The organism is Acrocarpospora catenulata (genome assembly GCF_018476525.1).
Taxonomy (GTDB): domain Bacteria; phylum Actinomycetota; class Actinomycetes; order Streptosporangiales; family Streptosporangiaceae; genus Acrocarpospora; species Acrocarpospora catenulata.
The window spans coordinates 16,915-40,305 of the sequence record NZ_JAHCST010000025.1; the positions used below are offsets into that span (position 1 = coordinate 16,915).

The window sequence follows — 23,391 nt, forward strand, 5'->3', positions numbered from 1 at the left end:
CCTACGACCAGCCCCTTCACCGGACCATCAGGCCGCGAACCCCAGTCCAGGGACCCCAACCGATCTACTCGTCCTCGGGCTCGGCCGGCGCCTCGTAGGCCGCCTCGTACGCCTTGCGGGGCGCGCAGACGCTGGCCTTGGAGCACGCGCACCGCCGCCCTCCGTCGTTGAGGCGCACGATCACCGAATCCGACGGCACGTTGTGCCCGACCACGACCCCGGGCCCTTCGGGCGTGTCCACCGCCAGGCCAGTCCGCGGCGCGGAAGCCCGGAATTCGCTGTACAGCGGGTGTTCGTACTTCAGGCAGCACATGAGCCGGCCGCAGGCCCCGGCGATCCGGAGGGGATTGACCGGAAGGTCCTGGTCCTTGGCCATGCGGACGGAGACGGGCTCGAAGTCCTTCAGGAAGGTGGCGCAGCAGAGGTCGCGGCCGCAGGGGCCGATGCCGCCCTGCAGCCGGGCCTCGTCACGCGGGCCGATCTGCCGGAGTTCGACCCGGGCGCGAAGGTTGCGGGCCAGGTCGCGGACGAGGGCGCGGAAGTCCACCCGGTGTGGCGCCGAGAAGTAGACCGTGTAGACGTTGTCCTGGTCCACGTAGTCGACGCCGATCACCTTCATGGGCAGTTCGTGGCGTTTGATCAGACGCTTGGAGACGCTCCGGGCTTCGGCACGGCGGCGGCGGTTGCTCTCGTCCCGGCTGAGGTGTTCCTCACCGGCGATTCCGGCGCAGACCGGCAGGCCGTCCACGTCCTCACTCACCCACTGGGGAGCCCAGACGCACTCGGCCACCTCGTTTCCGGCGTCCGTGGGCACCAGGACCTTGTCCCCGACCTTGGGGCTGTGGCCACCCGGATCCAGGTAGTACAACCGCCCGTACCGGGTGAAGCTCACGGCCATCATCATGCCCAAAGCCGGCCTCCTCGTCTGGTACAGCCACCCTACGTGGTGGGTGCGGCTGTCACCACGCGACGTCCGGGTTGGCGGGCGTCAACCACGCGGCGTCCTCGCCCGCCTTGAGAATCGGCCGGTACGTCCTCGCGTTGACCGTACCGATCTCGCCGGACCGCGCCAGCAGGAGGTGCTCCCCGGTTCCGTCCACGTCCAGGAGCTGCAGGCCGATGCCGGCGTTGGTCCGGTACAGAGTCTCCTCGATGTGCCCGTCCGCTGTGGAGATGGCCACGACGCCCGCGTCGCCGGACACGGAGGGCTGCGGGACGTTCAAGTCCGTCTGGCCGATGAAGCCCATCACGCCGATCAGCCGCTTGCCGTCCGGGGAGATCCGTACGCCGTGCGGGCCGCCGATGAGGCCCTCGAAGCTCGACGGGATGCTGAGCCTGCGGGCCTGGTCGAGGGTGTCGCCGGACTGGGTGATGTCCATTACGTACACCTCGGGCGACTCCGCGCAGTTCCAGACGATCTTGGTGCCGTTGGGGATCGGCTGTGCCGAAGGCAAGGTGTACGCGCAGGACGTCACCATCGGGGGCACCCCCTCGCCGGTTGGCACCGTATCCTCGGTCGCGGTGTCCATCGGAACCGGCTCCTCGAAGGGACGGACGGTCTCGGCGACCGCTGGGGACGGTTCGGGAATGCCCCAATAGGTGCCCGAGTCCTGCGGGGGCGGCCAGGCGGTCACTGCAGGCTCCGTTTTCGCGGCACCTCCGCCGGTCGGGATCGCGCTCGGCTCGACGCTGGGCAGCGGCTCTGCCGAGCTGACGGTCGCCATCGCGCTCGGCTCGATATCAGGCACCGGCAGCGGCTCAGCCGAAGTGATGGTCCCCTGCTCGGTCGCGATCGTCAGCACGGGTGAGGTGCGCCGGAACGCGAACTTGTTCCCGTCGGCGCTCAACGAGAGATCGAAGAGGTTGCGGTCGTCGGTCGAGGTCCAGACCCGGCTCTTCCCGGTCGCCAGGTCGGCGAGCACGAGCTTCTCACCCCTGGCGTTGACAGCGCAGGGCTGCATCCCGTAGGCGAGCTTCGTCCCGTCCCCGCTGACCGCGAGCGAGGTGGCCATGTACCCCGCCGCCTCGGTCATCGGCTCCTCGGCGAAATCCGTGATTCTCCCGTAGTCGTTGATCCCGAACCGGTAGAGCGACGACCCACAGGAGTTCTTTCCGGAGATCGCGTAGAACAGCCGGTTGTCCTGAGCGGCCTGAACCGCCACAACGCCCTTGCCGATGTCCGACCGCCGATCCGTCTCCGCGCCGTCCACCGCGGACCGGACGACGAGCGCGCCCGTCCGGGCGTCGACCAGGAAGGCCGGCGGCGCCGACGACCCGCCCACCCCGTCGGCCTGGTTGGGGCCGCCCCCGCCGTTCACCACCAGGGTTCCGGCGGCGATCGCCACCATTGCGGCGGCCGCGGCGGTGACTGGGACAAACCAATTCACTCTGGTACGGCTACCGCCGAGTTCCAGCGGCGGCACATTCGAGATGGTCTCCCCGGCCGCCTGGGTCGCGTCCCGCAGCCGGTCGATGATGTCGTTCACGAGCGTTCTCCCAGCAGGCGTCCCAGCGCGTCCAGCGCCCGGGACGTGGTGGACTTGACGGTGCCGCGGCTGACTCCCATGACCTTCGCGGTCTCTTCCTCCGACAACTCCGCGTAGTAGCGCAGGAGCAGGGATTCGCGTTGCCGGGCGGGCAGCCGGTGCAGGGCGGCCAGCACCTCACGGCGCTCGGCCCCGAGCAGCGCCGCCGACTCGGCCGACCAGACCGGCGGCTCGTACGTCCCGGCGAACCGCGAGGGCAACCGCCGGCGCCGCAGCACCGATCTGGCGTTGTTCAGTACGGCGCTGCGCAGATAGACCAGCGCCTTCCCCGGATCCTTGAGATGCCGGAACCGGCGATGCAGGCCCAGGAACGCCTCCTGCACCACGTCTTCGGCACTCTCCCGATCCCCCACCATGAGCAGGGCGAGCCTGGCCAGCCCGACCGCGTGCTCGGCGTAGAGCCCGCTGATCGCCTGCTCCTGATCAGGGGAGGTGTGAAGGTCCATGATTTCGGCCTGCATGTTCCAGAGACGCGGAAACGCGGCCGAGGTTGCTCAACCGCGCGGACTCCGTAGCGCGAGGGTCATGGCCTCCACCGCGATCTGCGGGTTGACGTTGGCGGCCAGGCGTTCCCGGCACTGGAGGATGGCGTCCAGGCGGCGGAGCGTGTCCTCGGGGGTGGAGGTGCGGGCGAGCGCCTCCAGGTCGGCGCGGCGCTCCTCGTTGGCGAGTTCGACGTGCGCGCCGAACTGCACGGCCATGACATCCCGGTAGTACGCCATCAGGTCGAGCAGGGCGAGGTCCAGCGATTCCCGCTTGATCCGGGTCGCGCGGGATTTCTGGGCGCTCTCCAGGTCTTTCAGGGCGCCCGCGCCACCCCGGATCAACCCCTTGTTGAGGCCCTTTCCTGAGGATCCCTCGCCGTAGAGGGCACGCAGTTCGGCGATCTCGGTCTCGTTGAGCTCGGCGGTCGCCGCGGCGGCGTCCTCGTCGGCGGTCTTCACCAGCCGTTCGGCCGCGTTGATGCAGTCCGCCACCCCGGTCAGGGTGCGGGGCAGGGCGAGTACGGCGTCCCGGCGGTGCCGTACCGACTCATCCAGGGCGAGGCGGCGGGCGCGGCCGAGGTCACCCTGGGCGGCGCGGGCCGCGGCCTCGGCGATGGGCGGGGGCACGTTGTCGCGGGTGACGAGCGCGTGGGCGACGGCCGGGGTGGCCGGGGTGACCAGGGTGATCACGCGGCAGCGGGAGCGGATGGTGACGATCATGTCGTCCGCGGCGGGCGCGCAGAGCAGCCATACGGTGCGCGGCGGCGGCTCCTCGATGGCCTTGAGCAGCGCGTTGGCCGCCTGCTCCGTGGCCCGGTCGGCGTCCTCGAACAGCACGATCCGCCAGCCACCGAGGGTGGCCCGGCCGGCGGCCCGCAGGATCAGCTCCCTGGTCTGCTTGACCCCGTACGACAGCCCCTGCGGCCGGACCGACTCAAGATCGGGATGCGAGCCCACCTCGACCTGATGGCAGGACTCACAGTGGCCGCACCCCTGGTCGGGACAGAGCAGCGCGGCCGCGAAGGCCTTGGCGGCCAGCGACCTGCCGGAGCCGGGCGGCCCGGTGAACAGCCAGGCGTGGGTCATCCCGGCGCCACGCCCACCGGCGAGGACTTCGGCCCCGGCCGCGGCCGCCCGCCGCAGCACGGCGCTCGCCCGCTCCTGCCCTACAAGATCATCAAACACGCCCACTCCCCCAGGTTAGTGAGAGACGGGCGGTCGTGGAGGACCTAGTCCTTGATCGCCGGAATGGTACCGGTGTTGGCCTCGGCGTCGGTCGGCACGGGATCGGGGAGGATCTCGCGCACCCGGTCCTGGATGAGGCGGGTGACCTCCCCCTGCGGGAGGGTGCCGTCGACGACCAGGTAACGGTCGGGGTTGGCGGCGGCCAGCGCGCGGAACTCGCGGCGGACCCGCTCGTGGAAGTCCATCGGCTCGGACTCGATGCGGTCGGCCGGGGAGGCGTGCCGGCGCAGCCCGACCGAGGGGGGCACGTCGATGAGCACGGTCAGGTCGGGCACCAGGCCCCCGGTGGCCCAGGCGTTGACCTTGGCCACCTCGTCCTTGTCGAGATCCCGGCCGGCGCCCTGGTAGGCGAGCGAGGAGTCCACGTACCGGTCGCAGACCACCATGGCGCCCCGGTAGAGGGCCGGGCGGATGACCTTCTCCACGTGCTCGGCGCGGTCGGCCGCGTAGAGCAGGGTCTCGGAACGGGCGGACAGGCCCTGGTGGGTGGAGTCCAGCAGGATCGCGCGCAGCCGCATGCCGACCTTGGTGGAGCCGGGCTCGCGGGTCTGCACCACGTCGAAGCCCTGGTCGCGGAGCCAGATGGCCAGCAGCCGGGACTGGGTGGTCTTGCCGGAGCCCTCCCCGCCCTCGAAGGCGACGAACATGCCGCGCGGCTGCTCGTCCTGCTCGGGCTCGAACCTGACGCCGCGCAGCGCGGCGATCAGGTCGACGCTGATCGGGATGCCGCGCCGGTCGTCCATCTGCTTGAGCGCGAGTGCGCCCACCACCACGGCGACCACCGAGCCGATGAGCAGCACCAGGTGGGAGCCGTCGAACGTGTAGCTCATCGCGCCGATGGTGAACGGGTGGCTGCCGAACAGCCCGGCCAGCGAGGCGGCGAAGGCCACCACCAGCAGCAGCACCACCCGGGCCAGCGACTGGAGGAACGCGAACGTCCGGCCGCGCAGCCCGTCCTCGACCTCGAGGCCGATCGTGGTGTACCCGATGATCCAGGCGATGCCCGCGCAGGCGCCCAGCAGCACGGTGAGCATGACCACGATCACCAGGTTGTGGATGAGCGCGATGGCGGCCAGGACCAGGCCGGCCGAAACGATCGCCAAACCGAAGAGCCGTCGCCGGGACAGCCCGCTGAGCAGCCGCAACCCGAAGAACATACCGAAGGCCATGCCCACGAAGACGGCCCCGAACACCGTCCCGTACGCCGCGTCCCCGCCCTGCTGCGCCTCCACGTACGCCTTGGCCACCCCGACCACGGCGCCGCCCGCGGCGAAGGCGCCCAGCATGCCGATGACCAGCCCGCGCACCACCTGGTTGGCGCCGACGAACCGCCAGCCTTCGACGATCTGCCGGAGCACCGAGGGCGCGCCCTGACGCGCGTGGCCCTTCGGGATGTCCCGCAACGTGAAGATCAGCACCGCGGAGACCAGGTACGCCAGGGCGTTGACGACCAGCGCGATGTCGGTGGGTTGCCCGCTGAAGGACGGCGCCGCCGACCCGACGAAGTCCATCGCCACCGACAGCACCGCGAACAGCACCGCCGCGACCGGCGCGGTGCCGTACGTGACGAGCAGGTTGAGCTGGTTGGCCTCCTCCAGCCGGTCCTTGGGCACCAGGTTGGGGACGGTGGCGTCCTTGGCCGGCACCCAGAACAGGTTCACGCACTCCACCAGGAAGGTGGCGATCACGATCCACTGGTAGCTGCCGATCACCGGGATGGACAGCACCAGGGCGAAACGCAGCAGATCGGCGAGGAACATGGTCAGCCGCCGGTCGAACCGGTCGGCGACCGCCCCGGCCAGCGGGCCGAGCAGGATCGCGGGCAGCATCTTGGCGATGAAGACGCCGCCGATGGCCAGGCTCTGGGTCTGGAAGCCGGCGTCCCGGGTGAGGTTTCCGGCGAGCGCGGTGAGGGCGATGATGTTGAGCCAGTCACCGAGGCTGCAGACCGACATCGCCGTCCACAACCTGCGGAAGGGGGCGTTGGCCAGCACATGCGGGGGTTTGCGGCGAGGGACCGCCCGGCCGGGGGAGCTCATGGTGTCAGCGTATCCAGGTGTTCGCGGGGCTAGGGGGAAGATCGGAGCGGGCCGGTTTTGCCCCGCCTGCTCATCGCATGAGGGTATTACGTCCGGCCTGTCCGGCGCAGTCAGGTCGGCACGATCGTCATCTCCGTTTCCGCCCCTTCCGTCCCACCGTTCGCCCTGCTCATCGGGCGGTTCACTGGCCCGGTCCCGTCGGAGTGCGGTGCTCAGCGCCCAGTTCGCGGGTGTGCGGTGTGTCAGGTCTGCAGTTCAACCAGGGTGAGCTCCGGAGGCGCGCCGACGCGGACCGGCGGGCCCCAGAAACCGGCGCCCCGGGTGACGTAGATCTGGGTGCCGTCCACCGTGTCCAGGCCCTGCACGACCGGCTGCTGCAACGGCACGATCAGGTTGAACGGCGCCATCTGCCCGCCGTGGGTGTGCCCGGAGAGCTGGAGGTCGACGCCGAACTTGGCCGCGTCGAACACCTGCACGGGCTGGTGGGAGAGCAGCACCACCGGGCGCGTGCTGTCCCGGCCGGTGAGCGCCTTGGCCATGTCCGGCCCGTCGTCCGCGACCTGGCCGTTGACGTCGTTCACCCCGGCGAGGTCGAGCACGGCTCCCGCGTGGTGGATCTCCACCCGCTCGTTCCGCAGCGACCGCACCCCGAGTGTGTCGAGCTCCGCGATCCATTCCTGTGGACCGTTGGCCGTGTAGTACTCGTGATTGCCCGTCACGAAATAGGCGCCGTAGCGGGATTCGATGCTCCGTAATGGTCGGGCCAGCGCGCCCAGTTCGGCGACCGTGCCGTCCACCAGGTCCCCGACGATCGCCACCACGTCGGGCTCCAGCTCGTTGATCATGCGGACGATGCGCTCGGAGTGCGTGATGCCGGTCAGCGGGCCCAGGTGGATGTCGCTCACCACGGCGAACCGCAGGCCGCTCATGCGCGGGTCCAGCCGGGGCAGCCGGACGGGCACCCGCTGGATGACCGGGTCCCCCAGCGCGGTGCGCACGCCGTAGCCCACCGTGGCCAGCGCACCCAGCCCGGCCACGGTGGCGGCCGTGCGGGACAGGAAGAGGCGGCGGTCCAGCCGGTGGACGGAACCCTCGGTCAGCGGGGTCTCGGCCAGCGTGGTCTCGATCAGCGCCGTGTCGGCCAGTGGCGTCTCGGTCAGGGGCCTCTCGGTCAGGGGCCTCTCAGGCTGGGGTGGGGCGGGCGCGCCGCCGGCGGGGACCGGCACCGCGACCACCCGCTCGGCGGGACGGCGCTCCCCGCGCTTCAGCACCAGCAGCGCGACCGCCCGCGGGATCTCCAGGACCACGAGGATGACCGTGAGGTAGAACATGACCGCCAGCCAGAGGTAGCCCGGCCAGGCCAGCAGGTGCCCCGCCTCGCCCAGGTCGAGCCCCCGGGTGCCGACCATGGCGACCATCAGCGCCACCAGCAGGCCGACCAGCACTCCTGTCAAGATCCTCCGGGCCCGCCCCGGCAGGGTCGTCGCCCGTACCAGGCGACGCCACAGGTAGTAGTGGACCCCGAAGACCACGGTCAGCACGACAACGAGAAAACCCACGACCTGCCCCACTCCGACCTCCGCCCTCCGGCGGACCGGCCGCCAACGTCCCCCGCCATGCTATTAACCCCTCACCCGCCGCGTTCCCCCCTCTCAGCCGGCCCTCAGCAACAGGCGCGTCAGGCCGGGATCGCGTCAGGCCAGGATGGGGAAGTTGGCGCGGAACACATTGTGCGGGTCGCGGGCCCGCTTCAGATCCCGCAACCGCCGCAGCGTCAGCTCCGGGAACGCCTGCGCGGCGCTCTCCCCGGGCGCGAGGAAGTTGTACGGCTTGCGCCCGCTGACGTAGGGCCCGAGCTCCTGGATGAGTTCCGCCTTCCGCGCCATCAGGCCCTTGGTCACCTCGGGCGTGGTCGGGCTGCCCGTCACGCAGAGCAGGAAGGGGTCCACCAGCCGCCCCGCCGCGCTGCCCCCGGGCGACTCCTCGGCCATGGCCCCGCCCAGCTGCCGGAGCTGCACGCTGACCAGCGGATCGATCGGCTTGGCCAGCAGCGTCTCGGCCACCTTGTCGTCCAGCCGGGACAGCAGCTCGGCCTGGCCGGCGCCCTTGGTGGGATCGGTGGGCTCGGCGCTGATGCCGAGCAGGTTGGCCAGCGGGAGCTCCCCCCGGCTGTCGGCGATGGAGTCGTCGATCTTGTCCAGCGGGCTGAGCAGTTCCCGACCCTCCCCGGCCTCGCCCAGGTAGGCGGCGTCGACGGCGACCATGGGCGGGGCGCCGGGGAACTGGAAGAGGTCGAACCAGAGGGTCAGCTCTTCCGGCGCGGTCGCGGTGATCTCGCGGAACGCGTCGAGCACGGCGGGGGCCCGGTCGACCGGCCAGAGCACGCGCCCGCCGTACAGCTCCGGGGCGGGGAAGAGCTCGAACTCCATGCTGGTGACCACGGCAAAGTCGCCGCCGCCGCCGCGCAGCGCCCAGAACAGGTCGGGGTCGGTGTCCTCGGTCACCCGGGCGGGCAGGCCGTCGGCGTCGACGATGTCGAAGGCGCGGACGCTGCCGGAGGCGAACCCGTGTTTGCGGGCGAACCAGCCGAAGCCGCCGCCGAGGGTGGAGCCGACCACGCTGACCGCCGGTGAGGTGCCGGGCAGCCCCGTCAGGCCGAGCGGCGCGGCGGCCGCCTGGACCTCGCCCAGGATGACCCCGGCGCCGACCCGGGCCTGCCTGGTCCTCGGGTTCACCTCGACGGCGTTCAGCCGGCCGGTGCGGAACAGGATGATGCCCTCGACGTTCCCGCTGGCGGTGTGGCCGGTGCGCTGGCCGCTCACGGTCATGCCGTTCTGGCGGGCGTAGGTCACCAGGGTGGCCACGTCCTCGGCGTCGTAGACCTCCACGACGGCCGCCACCGGCTGTTCGATGGCGAGGTTCCAGGGTTTGCTGGCCTGTTCGAAGCAGTCGTCGCCGCGGAGCAGCACCCGGCCCTTGATGGTCTGGCGCAGGTCGTTGAGAGCCATCCGTGTCCCCCCAAGTGACGTGGTCGGCAAAGCGGACATGAGCAGCACCGGCCGAGTCCCTCGGGGACCGCGCCCCTGCTGTCCTCTCATACCCGCCGACCCTAGACACCGCCACCGACAGAACCGGCTCGGCTCAACCCCAGGTCAACGCGGCATCAGCTGTGCCACGATCCACCCTGAAACCCGCCCAAAGACCAGCAAGACCCCCCGCACTCCCCCTCCCTCCTCGGGCGAAATTTCGTGACAAATCGCTTAAAAGTGGGCCAGGAAGCGGAACAGGCGGCCCCGCCAACGAGACCGCCTGAAAAGGTGGAGTCCCAGGACGATCACGCCCTGGGACGTCCGCGAAGCCGAGACTGCGCCGGGGACTACCCGGGATTACTTGGCCGCCGCCTTCGCCCGGGGAGCCCGCTTCGGCTTGGTCGCCGGCCCGCGCGCCCGCCGCTCCGCCAGCAACTCGGCCGCCCGCGCGATGGTGATGTCCTCCACCGTGTCCCCCTTCCGCAGGGACGCGTTGGTCTCCCCATCCGTCACGTACGGCCCGAACCGCCCTTCCTTGACCACCACGGGCTTCTTCGAGTTCGGATCGTCGCCGAGCTCCCGCAGCGGCGGCGCCGCCGCGGCCCGCCCGCGACCGCGTGTCTTTGGCTGCGCGAACAGCTCCTTGGCCTGCTCGATGGTGACCGTCAGCAGGTCCTCCTCGGCCGCCAGCGACCGCGAGTCGGTGCCCTTCTTCACGTACGGCCCGAACTTGCCGTTGTGCGCCACGACCTCCTCGCCGTCGATCACCCCGACCACCCGGGGGATCTGGAGCAGCAGCAGCGCGTCGTCCAGCGTGATCGTGTCCAGCGACATCGACTTGAACAGCGAGCTGATCCGAGCCTTGGGAAGATCGGCCTTCTTCGTCCGCTTCTTCCCCGTCTCGACCGGCGGCTCCTCGGGCAGCACCTCGGTGACGTACGGCCCGAACCGCCCGTCCCTGGCGACGATCGGGTACCCCGTCTCCGGGTCCTTGCCCAGCTCGCGGACCCCGCTCGGGCGGGCGAAGAGCTCCTCGGCCTTCTCCGCGGTGAGCTCGTCCGGCGTCATGTCCTCGGGCACGTTGACCCGAGCGCCGGCCCTGTCCAGGTACGGCCCATACCGCCCCACCCGGATGACGATGTCGCTGCCCCTGATCGGGAAGGAGCTGATCTCCTTGGCGTCGATGTCGCCAAGGTCGGTGACCATCTCCTTGAGCCCTTCCTCACCTTCGCCCTCGCCGAAGTAGAACCGGCGCAACTCGGGCACCCGCTCGGCCCGATCGTTGGCGATGTCGTCGAGGACCTTCTCCATCTCGGCCGTGAAGTCGTAGTCGACCAGGTTGCCGAAATGCTGCTCCAGCAGGTTGACCACGGCGAACGCGAGGAACGATGGCACCAGCGCGGTGCCCTTCTTGAACACGTAACCCCGGTCCAGGATCGTTCCGATGATCGAGGCGTACGTGGACGGCCGCCCGATCTCGCGGTCCTCCAGCTCCTTGACCAGCGACGCCTCGGTGTAGCGCGCGGGCGGCTTGGTGGCGTGCCCGGCCGCGTTGAGCTCCAGCGCGGTGAGCGGGTCGCCCTCGGCCAGGTTGGGCAGCCGCTTCTCGGAGTCGTCCCGGTCGGTGGCGGGGTCGTCGGCACCCTCCACGTACGCCTTCAGGAAGCCGTAGAAGGTGATCGTCCGGCCGGTGGCGCTGAACTCGGCGCCCTCCCGGTCGGCCAGCACCTTCACCGAGATCGACTCGCCCACGGCGTCCTTCATCTGGGAGGCCACCGTGCGCTGCCAGATCAGCTCGTACAGCCGGAACATGTCACCGGAGAGCCCGGTCTCGCCCGGCGTGCGGAACTCCTCCCCCGACGGGCGGATCGCCTCGTGCGCCTCCTGGGCGTTCTTCACCTTGCTGGCGTACACCCGCGGCTTGTCCGGCACGTAGGCGGCGCCGTACAGCTTCACCGCCTGGCTGCGGGCCGCCGCGACGGCGGTCTCCGACAGCGTGATGCTGTCGGTACGCATGTAGGTGATGTAGCCGTTCTCGTACAGCTTCTGGGCCACCTGCATGGTGTACTTCGCGGAGAAGCCGAGCTTCCGGCTCGCCTCCTGCTGGAGAGTGGTGGTCCGAAAGGGGGCGTAGGGCTTCCTGGTGTACGGCTTGCGCTCGACCGACCGCACCGCGTACGAGGCGCCGGAGAGACGGGCCGCCAGCGCGTCCGCCGCCGCCTGGTCCAGGTGGAGCACGTCCTTGGTCTTCAGCTGGCCGTTGGGCCCGAAGTCCCGGCCCTGGGCGACCCGCTTGCCGCCCACCCCGGTCAGCGTCGCGCCGAACCTGTTCGGGTCGTCGGCCTCCCTGCCGGTGTCGAAGACGGCCTGCAGGTCCCAGTACGCGGCCGAGGTGAACGCCATGCGCTCCCGCTCCCGCTCGACCACCAGCCGGGTGGCCACCGACTGCACCCGCCCGGCCGACAGCCGCGGCTTGACCTTCTTCCACAGGACGGGGCTCACCTCGTACCCGTACAGCCGGTCGAGGATGCGCCGGGTCTCCTGGGCGTCAACCAGCCGCAGGTCGAGGTCGCGGGGGTTGGACACCGCGTCCTGGATGGCCTGCGGGGTGATCTCGTGGAAGACCATGCGGTGCACGGGCACCTTCGGCTTGAGCACCTCCCGCAGGTGCCAGGCGATGGCCTCGCCCTCGCGGTCCTCGTCGGTGGCGAGGTAGAGCTCGTCGGCGTCCTTCAGGAGCTGGCGGAGCTTGGAGACCTGGGATTTCTTGTCCGGGTTCACGACATACAGCGGCTCGAAGTCGTGCTCGACGTTCACGCCGAGTTTGGCCCATGACTCGCCCCGGTATTTCTCGGGAATGTCGTCGGCCTTGCCAGGCAGGTCACGGATGTGGCCGATGCTGGACTCCACGATGTAGCCGCGCCCGAGGTACCCGGCGATCGTCTTCGCCTTGGCGGGCGACTCGACGATCACCAGGCGGGTTCCGCCGGCGTTGCCGTTGTTGGCTGGCACGCTGCTACCTACCTCGCTGTTCGCTGTCGTTTCCCCGTACTTACCGGAGCCGTGGACCCCGGTGGCCCCGTTTCGACGGTAACCCGTCGCCGGTAGTCCTTCCCCCTTGGGCTTCCTAGCCCCCGTGGGCTCCCGCCCTGGAACCGTCGCCCACGAGGACGCAGAATAGAGCCCAAGTGGTTCCACCGTCCCAACGGGAGACTAATCGCTGTGCTCGAGTACTCCTACATGGAGCTGTATCTGCCGCGCGGAACATCGCGAGAAACCGCACGTCAGGTACTTACCGAGCATGCCGAGCACGGTCACTGGGAACTGGACCGGCTGCGACTGTATCCCGACGGAAGCCGACGGGTCTGGCTGCGTCGCAGGATCATACGGGCGATCCGCACGATGTGACCATGTCAAGTCACGATGACATAACCGCGAAGTCACTGTGAAGTCACGGTGAAAATGGCTTTGCCCGCCCCGGGCCGCGCCCCCGGAACGGGCAAAGCTTCTGTGCTCACTTCCGCTGGATGCGGGGGAGCGTCCTTGGTCACCCCATGTGGGGTGAGAAAAACCGTTACCTCCGTAGGAGCGCCGCCTTACTTCCGGTCAACTCCTATATGGCCATTTTCTGCCAGCCGATTCCTCTGACCGGCCACTTTTCGGCCCACCACTCTTGGCCGACTACTCCCCCGGTCGGCTCGCGGTCTGCCTACTGGCGGCCCGGCGGCTGAGCTACTTGCGGCCGGGGCGGAGGCGACGGCTGGCGGCGAAGAGTGCCGCCGACACGGCCAGCAGCGCGCCGGCCAGCAGCGCCCCCAGCGAGCCCTCGTTCATCCCGGTGACGCCGACCGGCTGGGCGGCGCTCATCAGGCCGAGGCCGCTGACCGGCAGCGCGCCGCCCACGGGCAGCGTGCTGGTCAGGTTGCTGACCGGAGCGAGCGGGCTGGCCGCGGTGCCCCTGGACGGGGTGGCCGCCGGCGCGGTGGCGGTAGCGGTCTTGGCCGGGTTCTGGCCGCGGGCCGGAGTGCCCGGCAGGGCGGGCATCCCCGGCATCCCCGGCAGCGCCGGAAGGCCGAGCATGCTGGGCAGATCGCCGACGACGGGCAGCGCGGGCAGACCCGCGGCGCTCATCGGCTGGGTGAGGTTGCCGATGTCCTTGACCCCGGCCAGCGCCGGGACCGCCGGCAGGGCGGGCAGCATGCCCCCCGCCTGGGCGGTGTTGACCTTGTTCCAGCTCCGCGTCCAGTACGCGTACCCATCGTTGGCGAGGTCGGCGGACTGGCCCACCCGGGAGCCGCCCAGGCAGCCCGCGGCGGCGTCGCCCAGCACCGCGGCGGAGTTGCCGCAGGCGTTGATCGGGGCGGTGATCGGCGCCACCACCTGGTTGCCGGCCGCTACGCCGTACCGGCCGGAGGTGGTGTTCCCGCCGCCGCCGGGCCCGCCGTCAGCGGAGACCCCGCCCGCGCAGTGCGCCTCGGAGGCGGCCAGCGCGGCCACCGCGTTCCCGCAGGCGTTGATCGGCGCCGTGATGGGGGCCACCACCTGGTTACCGGCGAGCACCCCCGAGCGCCCGTCGGTACGGTTGCCGCCCGCGCCCCGGCCGCCGTTCTTGACCGAGGCCCCACCGCGGCAGCCCGCGAACGCCTCACCGGCGAGCGCCACCGCGTTGCCGCAGACGTTGATCGGCGCGGTGATCGGCGCCACCACCTGGTTACCGGCGAGCACCCCCGAGCGCCCGTCGGTACGGTTGCCACCGGCCGCCGTGCCCGGAACGGTGTTCTTGACCTCGGTGCCGCCCTTGCACCCGGCGATCGAGCCGCCGATCGCGTTCCCGCAGACGTTGACCGGCAGGCTGACCGGCGCGATCACCTGGTTGCCGCTGCCGGCCCCGAACCGCCCGTCGGTGTCGTTGCCCGTCGAGCCGGGACGGCCGATGCCGTTGTGGTACCGGGGCCCGGGCCCGCCGGTGGTGTTGGTGACCGAGGACCCACCCTTGCAGCCCGCGAACGCCTCACCGAAGATCGCGACGGTGTTGCCGCAGATGTTGATCGGGCCGCTGATCGGCGCGATCACCTGGTTGCCGCCGAGCACCGAGGACCGCCCGGAGGTGGTGTTCCCACCGGGCCCGACCCCTGTGTTGCTGACCGAGGTACCACCCTTGCAGCCCGCGGTCGCGCTTCCGAAGATCGCGATGGCGTTGCCGCAGCCGTTGATCGGTGCGCTGATCGGCGCGGTGATCTGGTTGCCGCCGAGCAGGCTGTGGTCGCCGTTGGTGGTGTTTCCACCCGCGCCGCCCTGCCCGGAGTTCTTGACGGACGACCCGCCCTCGCAGCCCGCGTCCGAGCCGCCGAACAGCGAGATGGCGTTGCCACAGGCGTTGACCGGCGCGCTGATCGGCGCGTTGACCTGGTTGCCACCGGCCACGCTGCTGTTGCCCGAGGTTCGCCCCGGGATGCCCTTGGTGGTGTTGCTGGCCGAGGCGCCGCCCTTCGACCCGGCGGTCGAGTCGCCGGCCACGCCGACCGCGTTCCCGCTGATGTCGATCGGGAGGGAGACGGGCAGGTTGAGCTGGTTGCCGCCACCGACCGAGCTGCTGCCCGAGGTGTCGGCGAGAGCCGTACCGCTGCCGAGGGCCATGACCCCGGCGGCGAGAAGCGCAGCGGGGGCAGAGCCCTTCGCCCACGTTCGCATGATGAATGCTCCTAGTGGTTCTATCTGGGGGTACCTGACAGCTCGCGACAGATGTCCATGCCGAGGTCACAGCGGGGCCATGGCGCGTCACGAGGATTGGGAGACTTCCGCGTCACCCGCGCGGGGAGCGGCGTGCCCGGTTGGCGGGCAGGCTGCGTCACCGGCCGGCTCGGAAAACGAGGGACCGGCGGGGAAGCGGGGTCAGTCAGGAGAGAAGGAAGGGTCGTCCGCCGCTGTGCGGACGACAGGGGAGACGAGCGCCGCAGGCACCGCGGGCGACTCGGTGAGCCGCGGGTCGGCGAAGGACCGCGCGACGTCCCCGAACAGAAGGGATCCACCGCTGCTCTGGGGAACCAGACCGTTCCCCGGGGTGTGGTCAGCGGTGGACGGATCGGGAAGGACGGGCGTGGACTGGCTGGTGAGCCCGTCGACGTTCCGGCCCGCCATCGCCTCGGTGTTGCCCGAGGCGTCGATGTCGGCCGCCGTGGGGAAACCGTCGGGATGCCCGCTGACGGGCGCCGACCCGGCGACGACAGGAGAGGGAGAGGGAGTCGTATCGGCGACGGCCGAGGCCGAGCCGAAGACACCGAAGATCACGCCGAGTAGCCAGCCGACGGCGATCAGGCCGCCGACGACCAGGAGACGGCTCAGCCGGGAAGTGGCCGCGAACCGCGCCATCCGAGCATCCCGGGCACGACGGGAAGCAGCCGCGGGCACGCCACCGGCAGCGTCGACCAGGGACGGAACCGTCCCCTGCCGATGCTCCGGTGAGCGTGCCACGCGGCCTCCCCAACTCCGTCGAGCCGCCTGACGCGGATCAACCCCTCAACGGAGGGTTACGTTATCAGTACTCACTGTCAACGCAACCTGTTTCTCAGCAGTAATCGAGGAACCGGTCAAGAACCCGAACCCCAAACCGCAGCGAATCCACCGGAACTCGCTCGTCGATCCCATGGAACATCCCAGAGAAGTCCAACTCCGGGGGAAGCCGCAACGGCGCGAACCCGAACCCGCGCACCCCCAGCCGGCTGAACGCCTTGAGGTCCGTCCCGCCCGACATCGTGTACGGCACGGCCTTCGCCCCGGGATCCTCCGCGAGCAGCGCGTCCGTCATGGCCGTTACCAGCCGTCCCTCGAAGGCGGTCTCGACCGCGATGTCGGCGTACACGTGCTCCCGGGTGATGTTGGGCCCGAGCAGCTCGTCGATGGTGGCGTAGAACTCCTCCTCGAAGCCCGGCAGGAACCGGCCGTCCACGTGCGCGGTCGCGGTCTGCGGGATCACGTTGGCCTTGTAGCCCGCGTCCAGCATGGTGGGATTGGCGGTGTTACGGAGAGTGGCGCCGATCATGCGGGCCAGCGGGCCAAGCTTGGCGACCGCCTGCTCGGCGTCCTCGGCACGGATCTCGATGTCGAACGCCTCGCGGAAGAAGGCGCGAACCGTGGGCGTGAGCCGTACCGGCCATTCGTACCGGCCCAGCCTGCCGATCGCCTCGGCCAGCTCGGTGACCGCGTTCTCGCTGTTCAGCATGGACCCGTGGCCCGCCCGCCCGGTCGCGGTCAGCTTCATCCAGGCGATGCCCTTCTCGGCCGCCTCGATCAGGTAGATCCGCTGCCGCTCCCCGACGGTCACGCTGAACCCGCCGACCTCGCCGATCGCCTCGGTGCAGCCCTCGAACAGCTCCGCGTGCTTGTCCACCAGCCACTGCGCGCCGTAGGAGCCCCCGGCCTCCTCGTCGGCGGTGAACATCAGCACGACATCACGCGCGGGCCGGCGCCCCTGGCTCAGCCGCTGCCGGACCACCGCGAGGATCATGGCGTCCATGTCCTTCATGTCCACGGCACCGCGCCCCCAGACGCACCCGTCCGCGATCTCCCCGCTCAGCGGATGATGCCGCCAGTCGCCCGGATTGAACGGCACCACATCCAGATGCCCGTGCAGCAGCAGCGCGTCCCGCCCCTGGTCCTCCCCCGCGATCCGGGCCACCACATTGGCCCGTCCCCGATCGCTCTCCAGGATCCGCGGCGTCAACCCCACCTCGGCCAGCTTCTCCGCGACGTACTCCGCCGCCCTCCGCTCCCCCGGCCCCGCGTTGTCCCCCGCATTGGTGGTGTCAATCCTGATCAGATCACCACAAAGCTCAACGACCTCATCCTCACCGTTCAGGGCACCCATCCTGTTCCTCCCGAGTCCGGTACGGCTTGCGCCTCCCATCCTGCCCTCCACGGAAAGCCGGGATGAACCACGCACCCGACAGTGCTACCCTTTAACAGCCGACGCGGGATGACGGTCCCGCGTGCCAGGCACCACGTCCGGGTGGCGGAATAGGCAGACGCGCTAGCTTGAGGTGCTAGTGCCCAGTGATGGGCATGGGGGTTCAAGTCCCCCCTCGGACACGTTCGATTCGCCCATGGAGTCCTGGTCGGATGTAGAGCTGACCAGGACTTTTTGTTTGCTCGGGTGATAGGTCAGCCGGACGCCTAACTTCGCGTACAACTGGGCCTTCTTGATCGGTTCAGCCTTTCCCAGGAGCCGTACGGCGTCGCCCACGGTATGCATCACCCCCGCCAGGTCATCTCGACTGAACCGCCGTCTGCGAGTCGGTTCTCGGCGAAGCCGTGCTTCGGCTTGAACCTTCTTGGCCTGCTCATCCCGGATCCAGCCAGCGACGACCACGGGATCGGCACCCGCTTCCAGGGCGGCACGGTGCTGGGCGAGCTTCCGGTCGCATTCGGCCAGTTGCCGCCGTGATAGGGCCAGACCCTCATGCTCCGATGGCTCGATCTTCTGAGCTTCGACCAGGAGATCAAGCGTCTCATCCACTCGGTGAGGGGCGAACAACCTCCCAAGCCACCGATCCAGCTTCGGGACGATCATGTCCTCTCGGACGTAGACGTTGCGAGGATGCATGATCCGATTCGCCAGGGCGTACTCCTCCGGAAAGCGACACCGGTAGTAAGGCGCCTCATTGGACCAGTTGCCCTGCATCCGCCGATCGCACGCCCCGCAGAAGATCAGCCCTCGGAGAATGTACGGGTGGCTCGCGGCTTTAAGACGGCGACCGGTCTGCTGCCCACCGCGCCCGGTACGCAGTTCTTGGACGGCGTTGAAGTCTTCGGCCGACACGATCGGAGAGTGCACGATGTCGTTGGACCACGCCCACTCTTCGGGCGAGTTCCAGCGCAGCTTGGTGGTGTGGCCAAGGCCGACATCGTCAATATCGATGAGTACCTCATCCTTTCGCTGCCGGTTCCACACCTGGTGGCCGGTGTAGCGAGGGTTGGTGATGATGGCCCGGACCGCGCTCCTGGTCCAGGCGATCCCAGATCTGTGGCGGTTGCGTTCCGGGTCGTGGGCCGAAGGACTGGGAACGCCATCGGCTGTCAACCGTTCGGCGATGGCGTATAGACCCCTGCCTTCTAGGAACTCGCGGAAGATCCGGGCCACGATGGAGGCGGCGAACTCGTCGATTTCCAATCGATGCTGTCGCTTGCCGTCTGCGGCCTTGGCGGGTTTGGGGTGAGGGCCTGCGTCGGCCAACTGGTAGCCGTAAGGTGGCCGACCTCCTAGGAAGCGGCCTTCTATCTGGGCCTGGGCCAACATGGCGCTGCGCACGCGGACTTTGATGCGGTTGCGTTCGCCCTTGCTCATGCCGCCGAACACGCTCATGACCAGGTCATGGGCCTCGTTGTTCGGGTCGATCGGGCCGCCCACCTCGGGCACCCAGAGTGGGACCCCGAAGTGCTCGAAGACGGGAAAGGTCAGGCCGTACTGGTTGCCGTAGAAGGCCCGGTGCGGCTCGCCGATCACCACCGCGTCGAAGCCGCGGTCAGGGTTGCGCAGTTCGGCGAGCAGCGCCGCCGCCTGCGGGCGGCGCTGCCAAGGGATGGAGCGGGATTTGTCGATGTCGAAGAACTCGGTGACGATCACGCCCCCGCGCGACTCGATGAGCGCGCGGGAGCGGGTGATCTGCCAGGCCCGCGAGGAGCGGGGGTCTTGGTTGTCCTCGGTGGAGACCCGGCCGTAGAAGGCGAAGGGGATGGTGTCCATGGATTCCTCAGGCCGCGTCTGGGCGGCCGGTTCGCAGGTTCTGTTTGTGGTGGGCTTCTAACAGGATGGCGAGCAGTTCGGCAGCGGCGCCCCGCGTGAGGCGAGGCGGTCCGCTCGGAAAGACAACTTGCAGAGTCGGTTGGTTGTGGGTGGTGGATTCGGCCATGATGGGGGCACTCCTATGCGGTCGTTGATGGCGGTAGGGGTGCGGCCCCGGCGACGTGCTTGGAGGTATGGCGTCGGGGCCGTGGGCTGCCGTTCTTCGGTATCCGCGTTGCGGGATGCACCTTTGCAGGCAGCAGTCGGAGTCTCGAGGGCTGTCAGATGTGTGGGTAGAGCCGGACACACTGTGTGCAATCCGAGGTGGGAGAGCATGACGTGGTCGAGGACACGTACCCGCACCCGGCAAGGTCGTGGAGGTCTCGCTGTGTTCCTCACCGTGAGGGCGTCTGACGATAGCCAGCCAGCCTGCGGCTCCGAGGAAACCGGCAAGGCGCCTGTGTAACGCCAGAGGATCACGAGAGTCAGGCAGCCGATAGGCAAGCGCCACTGACAGGCACCAACGTCTCACCCCCTCGACGTCGGGTCACATAGGTAGCAGAGGTACCAAGTACATCCGCATAAACATCATTACACAATCCTGACTGAGATTGTCAGACTCCCTGACTGCAGGCCTCAACACTGCCACCTCCGTCACAGCTTGTTACATATCGATTCAATTCAGCGACCGACCAACCGAGGGCCGCCCGGTGGAATCGACAGGCGGCAACGGGCCACTCGGCCCACTTGAAGGTGCCAGCGGACACTTTCGCTTTCCACTAGCTTACTAGCTAAGTATTACTGTACTAGTTCAATCTGTCATTAGCTCAACACTACTCACCTGGTACAGCCGGAGGATCTAGCCTGGATGCGTGCCAGTGCCTGATTTCAGCAATCCCCGGGCGGCTTACCTTCAGATCGCGGATGACCTGCGCCAAGAGGTGACGGCAGGCCGCCTCAAGGTGGGCGAGCGACTGCCGGCTAGGCGGCAGTTAGCCCAGCGTTATGGCGTGGCCATCGAGACGATCCGTCGAGCGTTGGACGAACTCACGCACGAGGGCATGATCAGCACGCAGTCCACGCGCGGTACGTACATCATCAAGGCTCCTGGCCATGCCGAGTCGCCCTCCGAATTGCAGCAAGCCATCAGCGAGGTCCGGCGACTGGCCGAGCGCTTGGAAAGCCTGGAGGCGCGCGTGAAGAGCCTCGAAGACCGCTGAGCACTCATGTCCAATCTGCTCACCGAATCTGCGCCAGATGGGCACCTGCAGCCTTACCCTCCACGGCTCCAGGGCCAGCGCAGCTTCCTGGATTCAGGACGGTCTCCCAGGTCGAGTGGTGGAGGGGTGACCGCAGCTGAGGGCGGTGCCGCAGGAGTCGTGCCGAGCACGGCCTTCCGGATCGCCGGCCAATCGCATGCGGCCCACCAGGTGAATAGATCTCGGCTGCTGAGCACCACGACCTTGAGCGAGTCAACGAACTCGCGTCGTTCGTATACCTGCGCGGAACGATCGTGCGGGTCCTTTCGGTACTGATGGTTCACCACCAGCACGCCTGCGCCGACCGGCTGATGGGGGCGCAGGATCGGCCAGGTCGACAGGTGCCGCTCCAGCGCTCCCACGAGCTTCTCGGACGCGTTGCCGGCGGCCGACTTGACCTCGATCATCTGCACCTCGGACCCATAGGTCGCCAGCAAATCGGCGGACTTGCTGTCGCCAAGTTCGTCGTCGAGATTCACCGTGGCAAACCCTGCCGCCCGCAGCACCGTTGCGACAGCGTCTTCCAGCTCATCGCCGGTGCCGTAGAACAGGCCATACCGGACCGGCTCGGCCTCAGCCTTCGCTTTCTGCAGTTCGCTCTCCAGTCGTGCATGCTCGACCGCGTAACTGGCTTCCAGTGCCTTGAGCGCCTGGCGCGCGACCGTCTCGGCGGCGGTCTGCAAGGCCGGGTCGACGAAATGCGGCGACCTGGCGCGCCGCATCGCGCCGGGGACATACTCCGGCAGCGCCTGCGTGACAAGCCAGTCCAGCACGGCGTTGCCGTCGGATTGGTCTGGTATCAGGTAGACACGCTGGTCGGAATCCGGTGAGATCCACACCGCGACCACGGGCTCTCCAAGGCCATCGACCAGAATCGGCGTCAGCGTACCCACCGGTTGATAGGTAACTGCCGGCCCGCCAGAGCCCGGGTATTCGGTGTAACTGGACAACGTCATTGCCCACCATGGTGCATCCGCCGGCCTCGCCAACAGTCGCAGACCCAGGTCGCGCTCCGGACCGGTCGCCTGGTCGACCAGTCTCGGCTTACTGCCGGTAGGCAATCTGCGACCCGCGATGTTGGTTCCAAAAGGCGGGGTCACGTCAACCGATGCGTCAGAATTGGAAAAGACCGATCTGGGCGGATTGTCATCCGCGCGGCCCATCGTGGCGACGATCAGAGCGATCTCCCCGCGATCGCGAGCACCGTCGAGATACCGCTGCAGTTCGACACCCCCATAGTTGTGGAACCTGCTCGGATCGAGTGCGGCGGCGCAGTCGCTGCTCTCCTGCTTGAGCCAGCGTGGCTCAAGCCCATGCTTGGCCCAATCGATCCCCGAACCGCTGAAGGTCTCGGGGTCCCTGTGGTGGGGCGACCGCCACATCGGCGCCGGCGTTGAGGGATGCGGGAGCGCCAGGTGAAGGGGGATCGGCGTTGATCCGGATGCAGTCACGGCCAGCAACATTAGCCGCAGAACTCGTCAAGAAACGATGATGCCATCAAAGGGGTGATGCACCACTATTCGTCGATCTTGTAGTGGTGGGGGACATGCGTGCGTGACTACGGCTTCTCAGCGGCCCAGCAGGAGGAGATCTGGCAGCGATGGCGTAACGGGCAATCGTTCAACTCGATGGGACGGGCGCTGGCGGCTCCCATGCACCGCGTCTGCAGCTTTCTGGCTCAAACCGAACCTTCGCCCGCGTGGACGAAGTTGGGTGCCGTACCCCGCCCAGTCGGGCGTCAAAAACATCAGCGTATTTTCGCGGGGCTGATTGTCGGTCGGCGCTGCTACCGTTCACGGCCATGTCCAATATCGGATACATCGCAGCATGGGTTCCCGATGACGACCCGCACCGTGACTGGGAAGACGCGGCGAAGTTGGCTATCGCTTGGGTGCTTGAGCAGGCTGCCCAGGAAGGCGCCTCCCCGCTGCTAGTGACGCCGCATCAGAACCAATGGAAAGCCGGCGTGGAGTCGATCACCTGGTTCGCGAACACCTACCCGGCGATCACTCCACGCAGCAGTCGCCAACGGGTGAGCAGAGGCCAAGGGCCGGTGCTGGTGTATGTGCCCGACTTCGGAACGCTCACCCTGGCCGCCAACTACGCCCGAGGTTCCTCCCTCGCCGTAGTGGAGACGGCGTCGACTCCGTTGATCGGCTGGGCGATGGAGACCAAGGCGGTAAACCTGCTGACCGGCCAGGCGACACCGGAAACCCGCACGAACAGTCAGCGGGAGGTGCTGGAGCGGGTCCACTTTCACGGGAACAACGGGTGGACGCGCGGGTTCGGCCGAGACCAGACGACGCGAATCCTCCGCGGCGCGTACGGACGGGAGGGCCTTACAAGGGACGTTGTCCTTGGAGCGATGGCGGCCAAGGGCCACAACAGCAAGGCCGTCGGCCGTCTCGGCGAGCTGCTCGACGGGTTGGCGTGACATTCACCGAACCCGGGAACGCGTCGCCAGGACGCGTACTGGGGCGAGTGCCTAGCGGCGCTTACGCATGCTGCGCAGCAAGTCCCCCAGATCAGAGACCCCGTCCAGTCGCAGGAGCGGAGCTTGACGAGCAACTGGACCATCTTGGCGTCCTGGACGACCGGCATCCATTTCGCCAGCAGATGCCCTCCACACTGATGTAGAACCGCGGGGAGTCCGCCTTACGGACGTAGACCGTCAGCACCATCGCAGAGTGGGGGTACTCACCGACCTGGAGCTACTTGCCGAATCCCAGTTTGAGTGTGCGAGGCCCCCCGTAGCGACTGCCCAGCGACGGCAGTTCCACGTGGTATTGCGCGCTGAAGGCGATAATTCGCGAGAGGAGCAGAGCGGGGACAATCCAGGCAATCTGGTAATCGTAGAGCCTGCCCGCCCCGGCAATCACCACCTAAGCGGGCAGCCAAACCGGAAGGATCCAGGGCAAGTTTTAGGGTGGCCGAATTGTGTGGATGGAACGATCCGGGAGCTATTTATGCAATTTCCTGCAGCGCGCCGAAAACAGGCCGTAGCCTGCCG

The 23,391-nt window shown here is 68.6% G+C and carries 16 protein-coding genes, 1 tRNA gene and 1 pseudogene; 5 read left to right on the plus strand and 13 right to left on the minus strand.

Annotated features, from left to right (window positions below):
- Nucleotides 1–64 precede the first annotated feature (64 nt).
- From KIP79_RS24495 to topA, 8 genes are all read right to left on the minus strand, one after another.
- Nucleotides 65–898, minus strand: coding sequence for a PSP1 domain-containing protein (locus KIP79_RS24495; RefSeq protein WP_372453664.1), 834 nt, complete (start codon nucleotides 896–898; stop codon nucleotides 65–67).
- A 61-nt stretch (nucleotides 899–959) separates the two neighbouring features.
- A complete protein-coding gene (locus KIP79_RS24500; RefSeq protein WP_214107255.1) occupies nucleotides 960–2,486 on the minus strand; it encodes a hypothetical protein in 1,527 nt (508 codons plus the stop codon).
- Nucleotides 2,483–2,992 carry a SigE family RNA polymerase sigma factor gene (locus KIP79_RS24505; protein ID WP_214107256.1) on the minus strand — a complete coding sequence of 170 codons (510 nt, stop codon included), beginning with the start codon at nucleotides 2,990–2,992 and terminating at the stop codon, nucleotides 2,483–2,485. Before KIP79_RS24505 ends, KIP79_RS24500 begins: the two co-directional genes overlap by 4 nt.
- Before the next feature lie 48 nt (nucleotides 2,993–3,040).
- On the minus strand, nucleotides 3,041–4,222 hold the full coding sequence (locus KIP79_RS24510) for a DNA polymerase III subunit delta' (RefSeq protein WP_214107257.1): 1,182 nt from the start codon (nucleotides 4,220–4,222) through the stop codon (nucleotides 3,041–3,043).
- 38 nt (nucleotides 4,223–4,260) lie between these two features.
- Nucleotides 4,261–6,315, minus strand: a complete 2,055-nt coding sequence (gene tmk, locus KIP79_RS24515; RefSeq protein ID WP_214107258.1) for a dTMP kinase — start codon at nucleotides 6,313–6,315, stop codon at nucleotides 4,261–4,263.
- A 242-nt stretch (nucleotides 6,316–6,557) separates the two neighbouring features.
- Nucleotides 6,558–7,874 carry a metallophosphoesterase gene (locus KIP79_RS24520; RefSeq protein ID WP_308169865.1) on the minus strand — a complete coding sequence of 439 codons (1,317 nt, stop codon included), beginning with the start codon at nucleotides 7,872–7,874 and terminating at the stop codon, nucleotides 6,558–6,560.
- 135 nt (nucleotides 7,875–8,009) lie between these two features.
- Nucleotides 8,010–9,323, minus strand: a complete 1,314-nt coding sequence (locus KIP79_RS24525) for an FAD-binding oxidoreductase (RefSeq protein WP_214107260.1) — start codon at nucleotides 9,321–9,323, stop codon at nucleotides 8,010–8,012.
- Nucleotides 9,324–9,701: 378 nt separating this feature from the next.
- Nucleotides 9,702–12,356: a type I DNA topoisomerase gene (topA, locus tag KIP79_RS24530; protein WP_214107261.1), complete on the minus strand. Its 2,655-nt coding sequence runs from the start codon at nucleotides 12,354–12,356 to the stop codon at nucleotides 9,702–9,704.
- A 228-nt stretch (nucleotides 12,357–12,584) separates the two neighbouring features.
- Between topA and KIP79_RS47285 the strand changes: the two genes are divergently transcribed.
- Nucleotides 12,585–12,752: a DUF5703 family protein gene (locus KIP79_RS47285; RefSeq protein WP_250213762.1), complete on the plus strand. Its 168-nt coding sequence runs from the start codon at nucleotides 12,585–12,587 to the stop codon at nucleotides 12,750–12,752.
- 324 nt (nucleotides 12,753–13,076) lie between these two features.
- On the opposite strand, the gene KIP79_RS24535 is transcribed toward KIP79_RS47285, so the two are convergent.
- From KIP79_RS24535 to KIP79_RS24545, 3 genes are all read right to left on the minus strand, one after another.
- Nucleotides 13,077–15,035, minus strand: coding sequence for a chaplin family protein (locus KIP79_RS24535; protein ID WP_214107262.1), 1,959 nt, complete (start codon nucleotides 15,033–15,035; stop codon nucleotides 13,077–13,079).
- 201 nt (nucleotides 15,036–15,236) lie between these two features.
- On the minus strand, nucleotides 15,237–15,713 hold the full coding sequence (locus tag KIP79_RS24540) for a hypothetical protein (protein ID WP_214107263.1): 477 nt from the start codon (nucleotides 15,711–15,713) through the stop codon (nucleotides 15,237–15,239).
- Between the two features lie 196 nt (nucleotides 15,714–15,909).
- On the minus strand, nucleotides 15,910–17,208 hold the full coding sequence (locus KIP79_RS24545; RefSeq protein WP_214107264.1) for a M20/M25/M40 family metallo-hydrolase: 1,299 nt from the start codon (nucleotides 17,206–17,208) through the stop codon (nucleotides 15,910–15,912).
- 135 nt (nucleotides 17,209–17,343) lie between these two features.
- On the opposite strand from KIP79_RS24545, the gene KIP79_RS24550 reads away from it, so the two are divergent.
- A tRNA-Leu gene (locus KIP79_RS24550) sits at nucleotides 17,344–17,429 on the plus strand.
- A gap of 232 nt (nucleotides 17,430–17,661) precedes the next feature.
- Nucleotides 17,662–17,784: a hypothetical protein gene (locus KIP79_RS48575; protein WP_256447450.1), complete on the plus strand. Its 123-nt coding sequence runs from the start codon at nucleotides 17,662–17,664 to the stop codon at nucleotides 17,782–17,784.
- 174 nt (nucleotides 17,785–17,958) lie between these two features.
- Here KIP79_RS48575 and KIP79_RS50165 read toward each other — a convergent pair.
- A pseudogene (locus KIP79_RS50165) lies at nucleotides 17,959–19,083 on the minus strand (recombinase family protein); the annotation flags it as partial.
- A gap of 911 nt (nucleotides 19,084–19,994) precedes the next feature.
- On the opposite strand from KIP79_RS50165, the gene KIP79_RS24565 reads away from it, so the two are divergent.
- On the plus strand, nucleotides 19,995–20,342 hold the full coding sequence (locus KIP79_RS24565) for a GntR family transcriptional regulator (protein ID WP_214107265.1): 348 nt from the start codon (nucleotides 19,995–19,997) through the stop codon (nucleotides 20,340–20,342).
- Between the two features lie 53 nt (nucleotides 20,343–20,395).
- Here KIP79_RS24565 and KIP79_RS24570 read toward each other — a convergent pair whose 3' ends face one another.
- Nucleotides 20,396–21,844: a hypothetical protein gene (locus KIP79_RS24570; RefSeq protein ID WP_214107266.1), complete on the minus strand. Its 1,449-nt coding sequence runs from the start codon at nucleotides 21,842–21,844 to the stop codon at nucleotides 20,396–20,398.
- Nucleotides 21,845–22,182: 338 nt separating this feature from the next.
- Here KIP79_RS24570 and KIP79_RS24575 point away from each other — a divergent pair, with 338 nt between their 5' ends.
- A complete protein-coding gene (locus tag KIP79_RS24575; protein ID WP_214107267.1) occupies nucleotides 22,183–22,815 on the plus strand; it encodes a hypothetical protein in 633 nt (210 codons plus the stop codon).
- The last annotated feature ends 576 nt before the right edge of the window (nucleotides 22,816–23,391 follow it).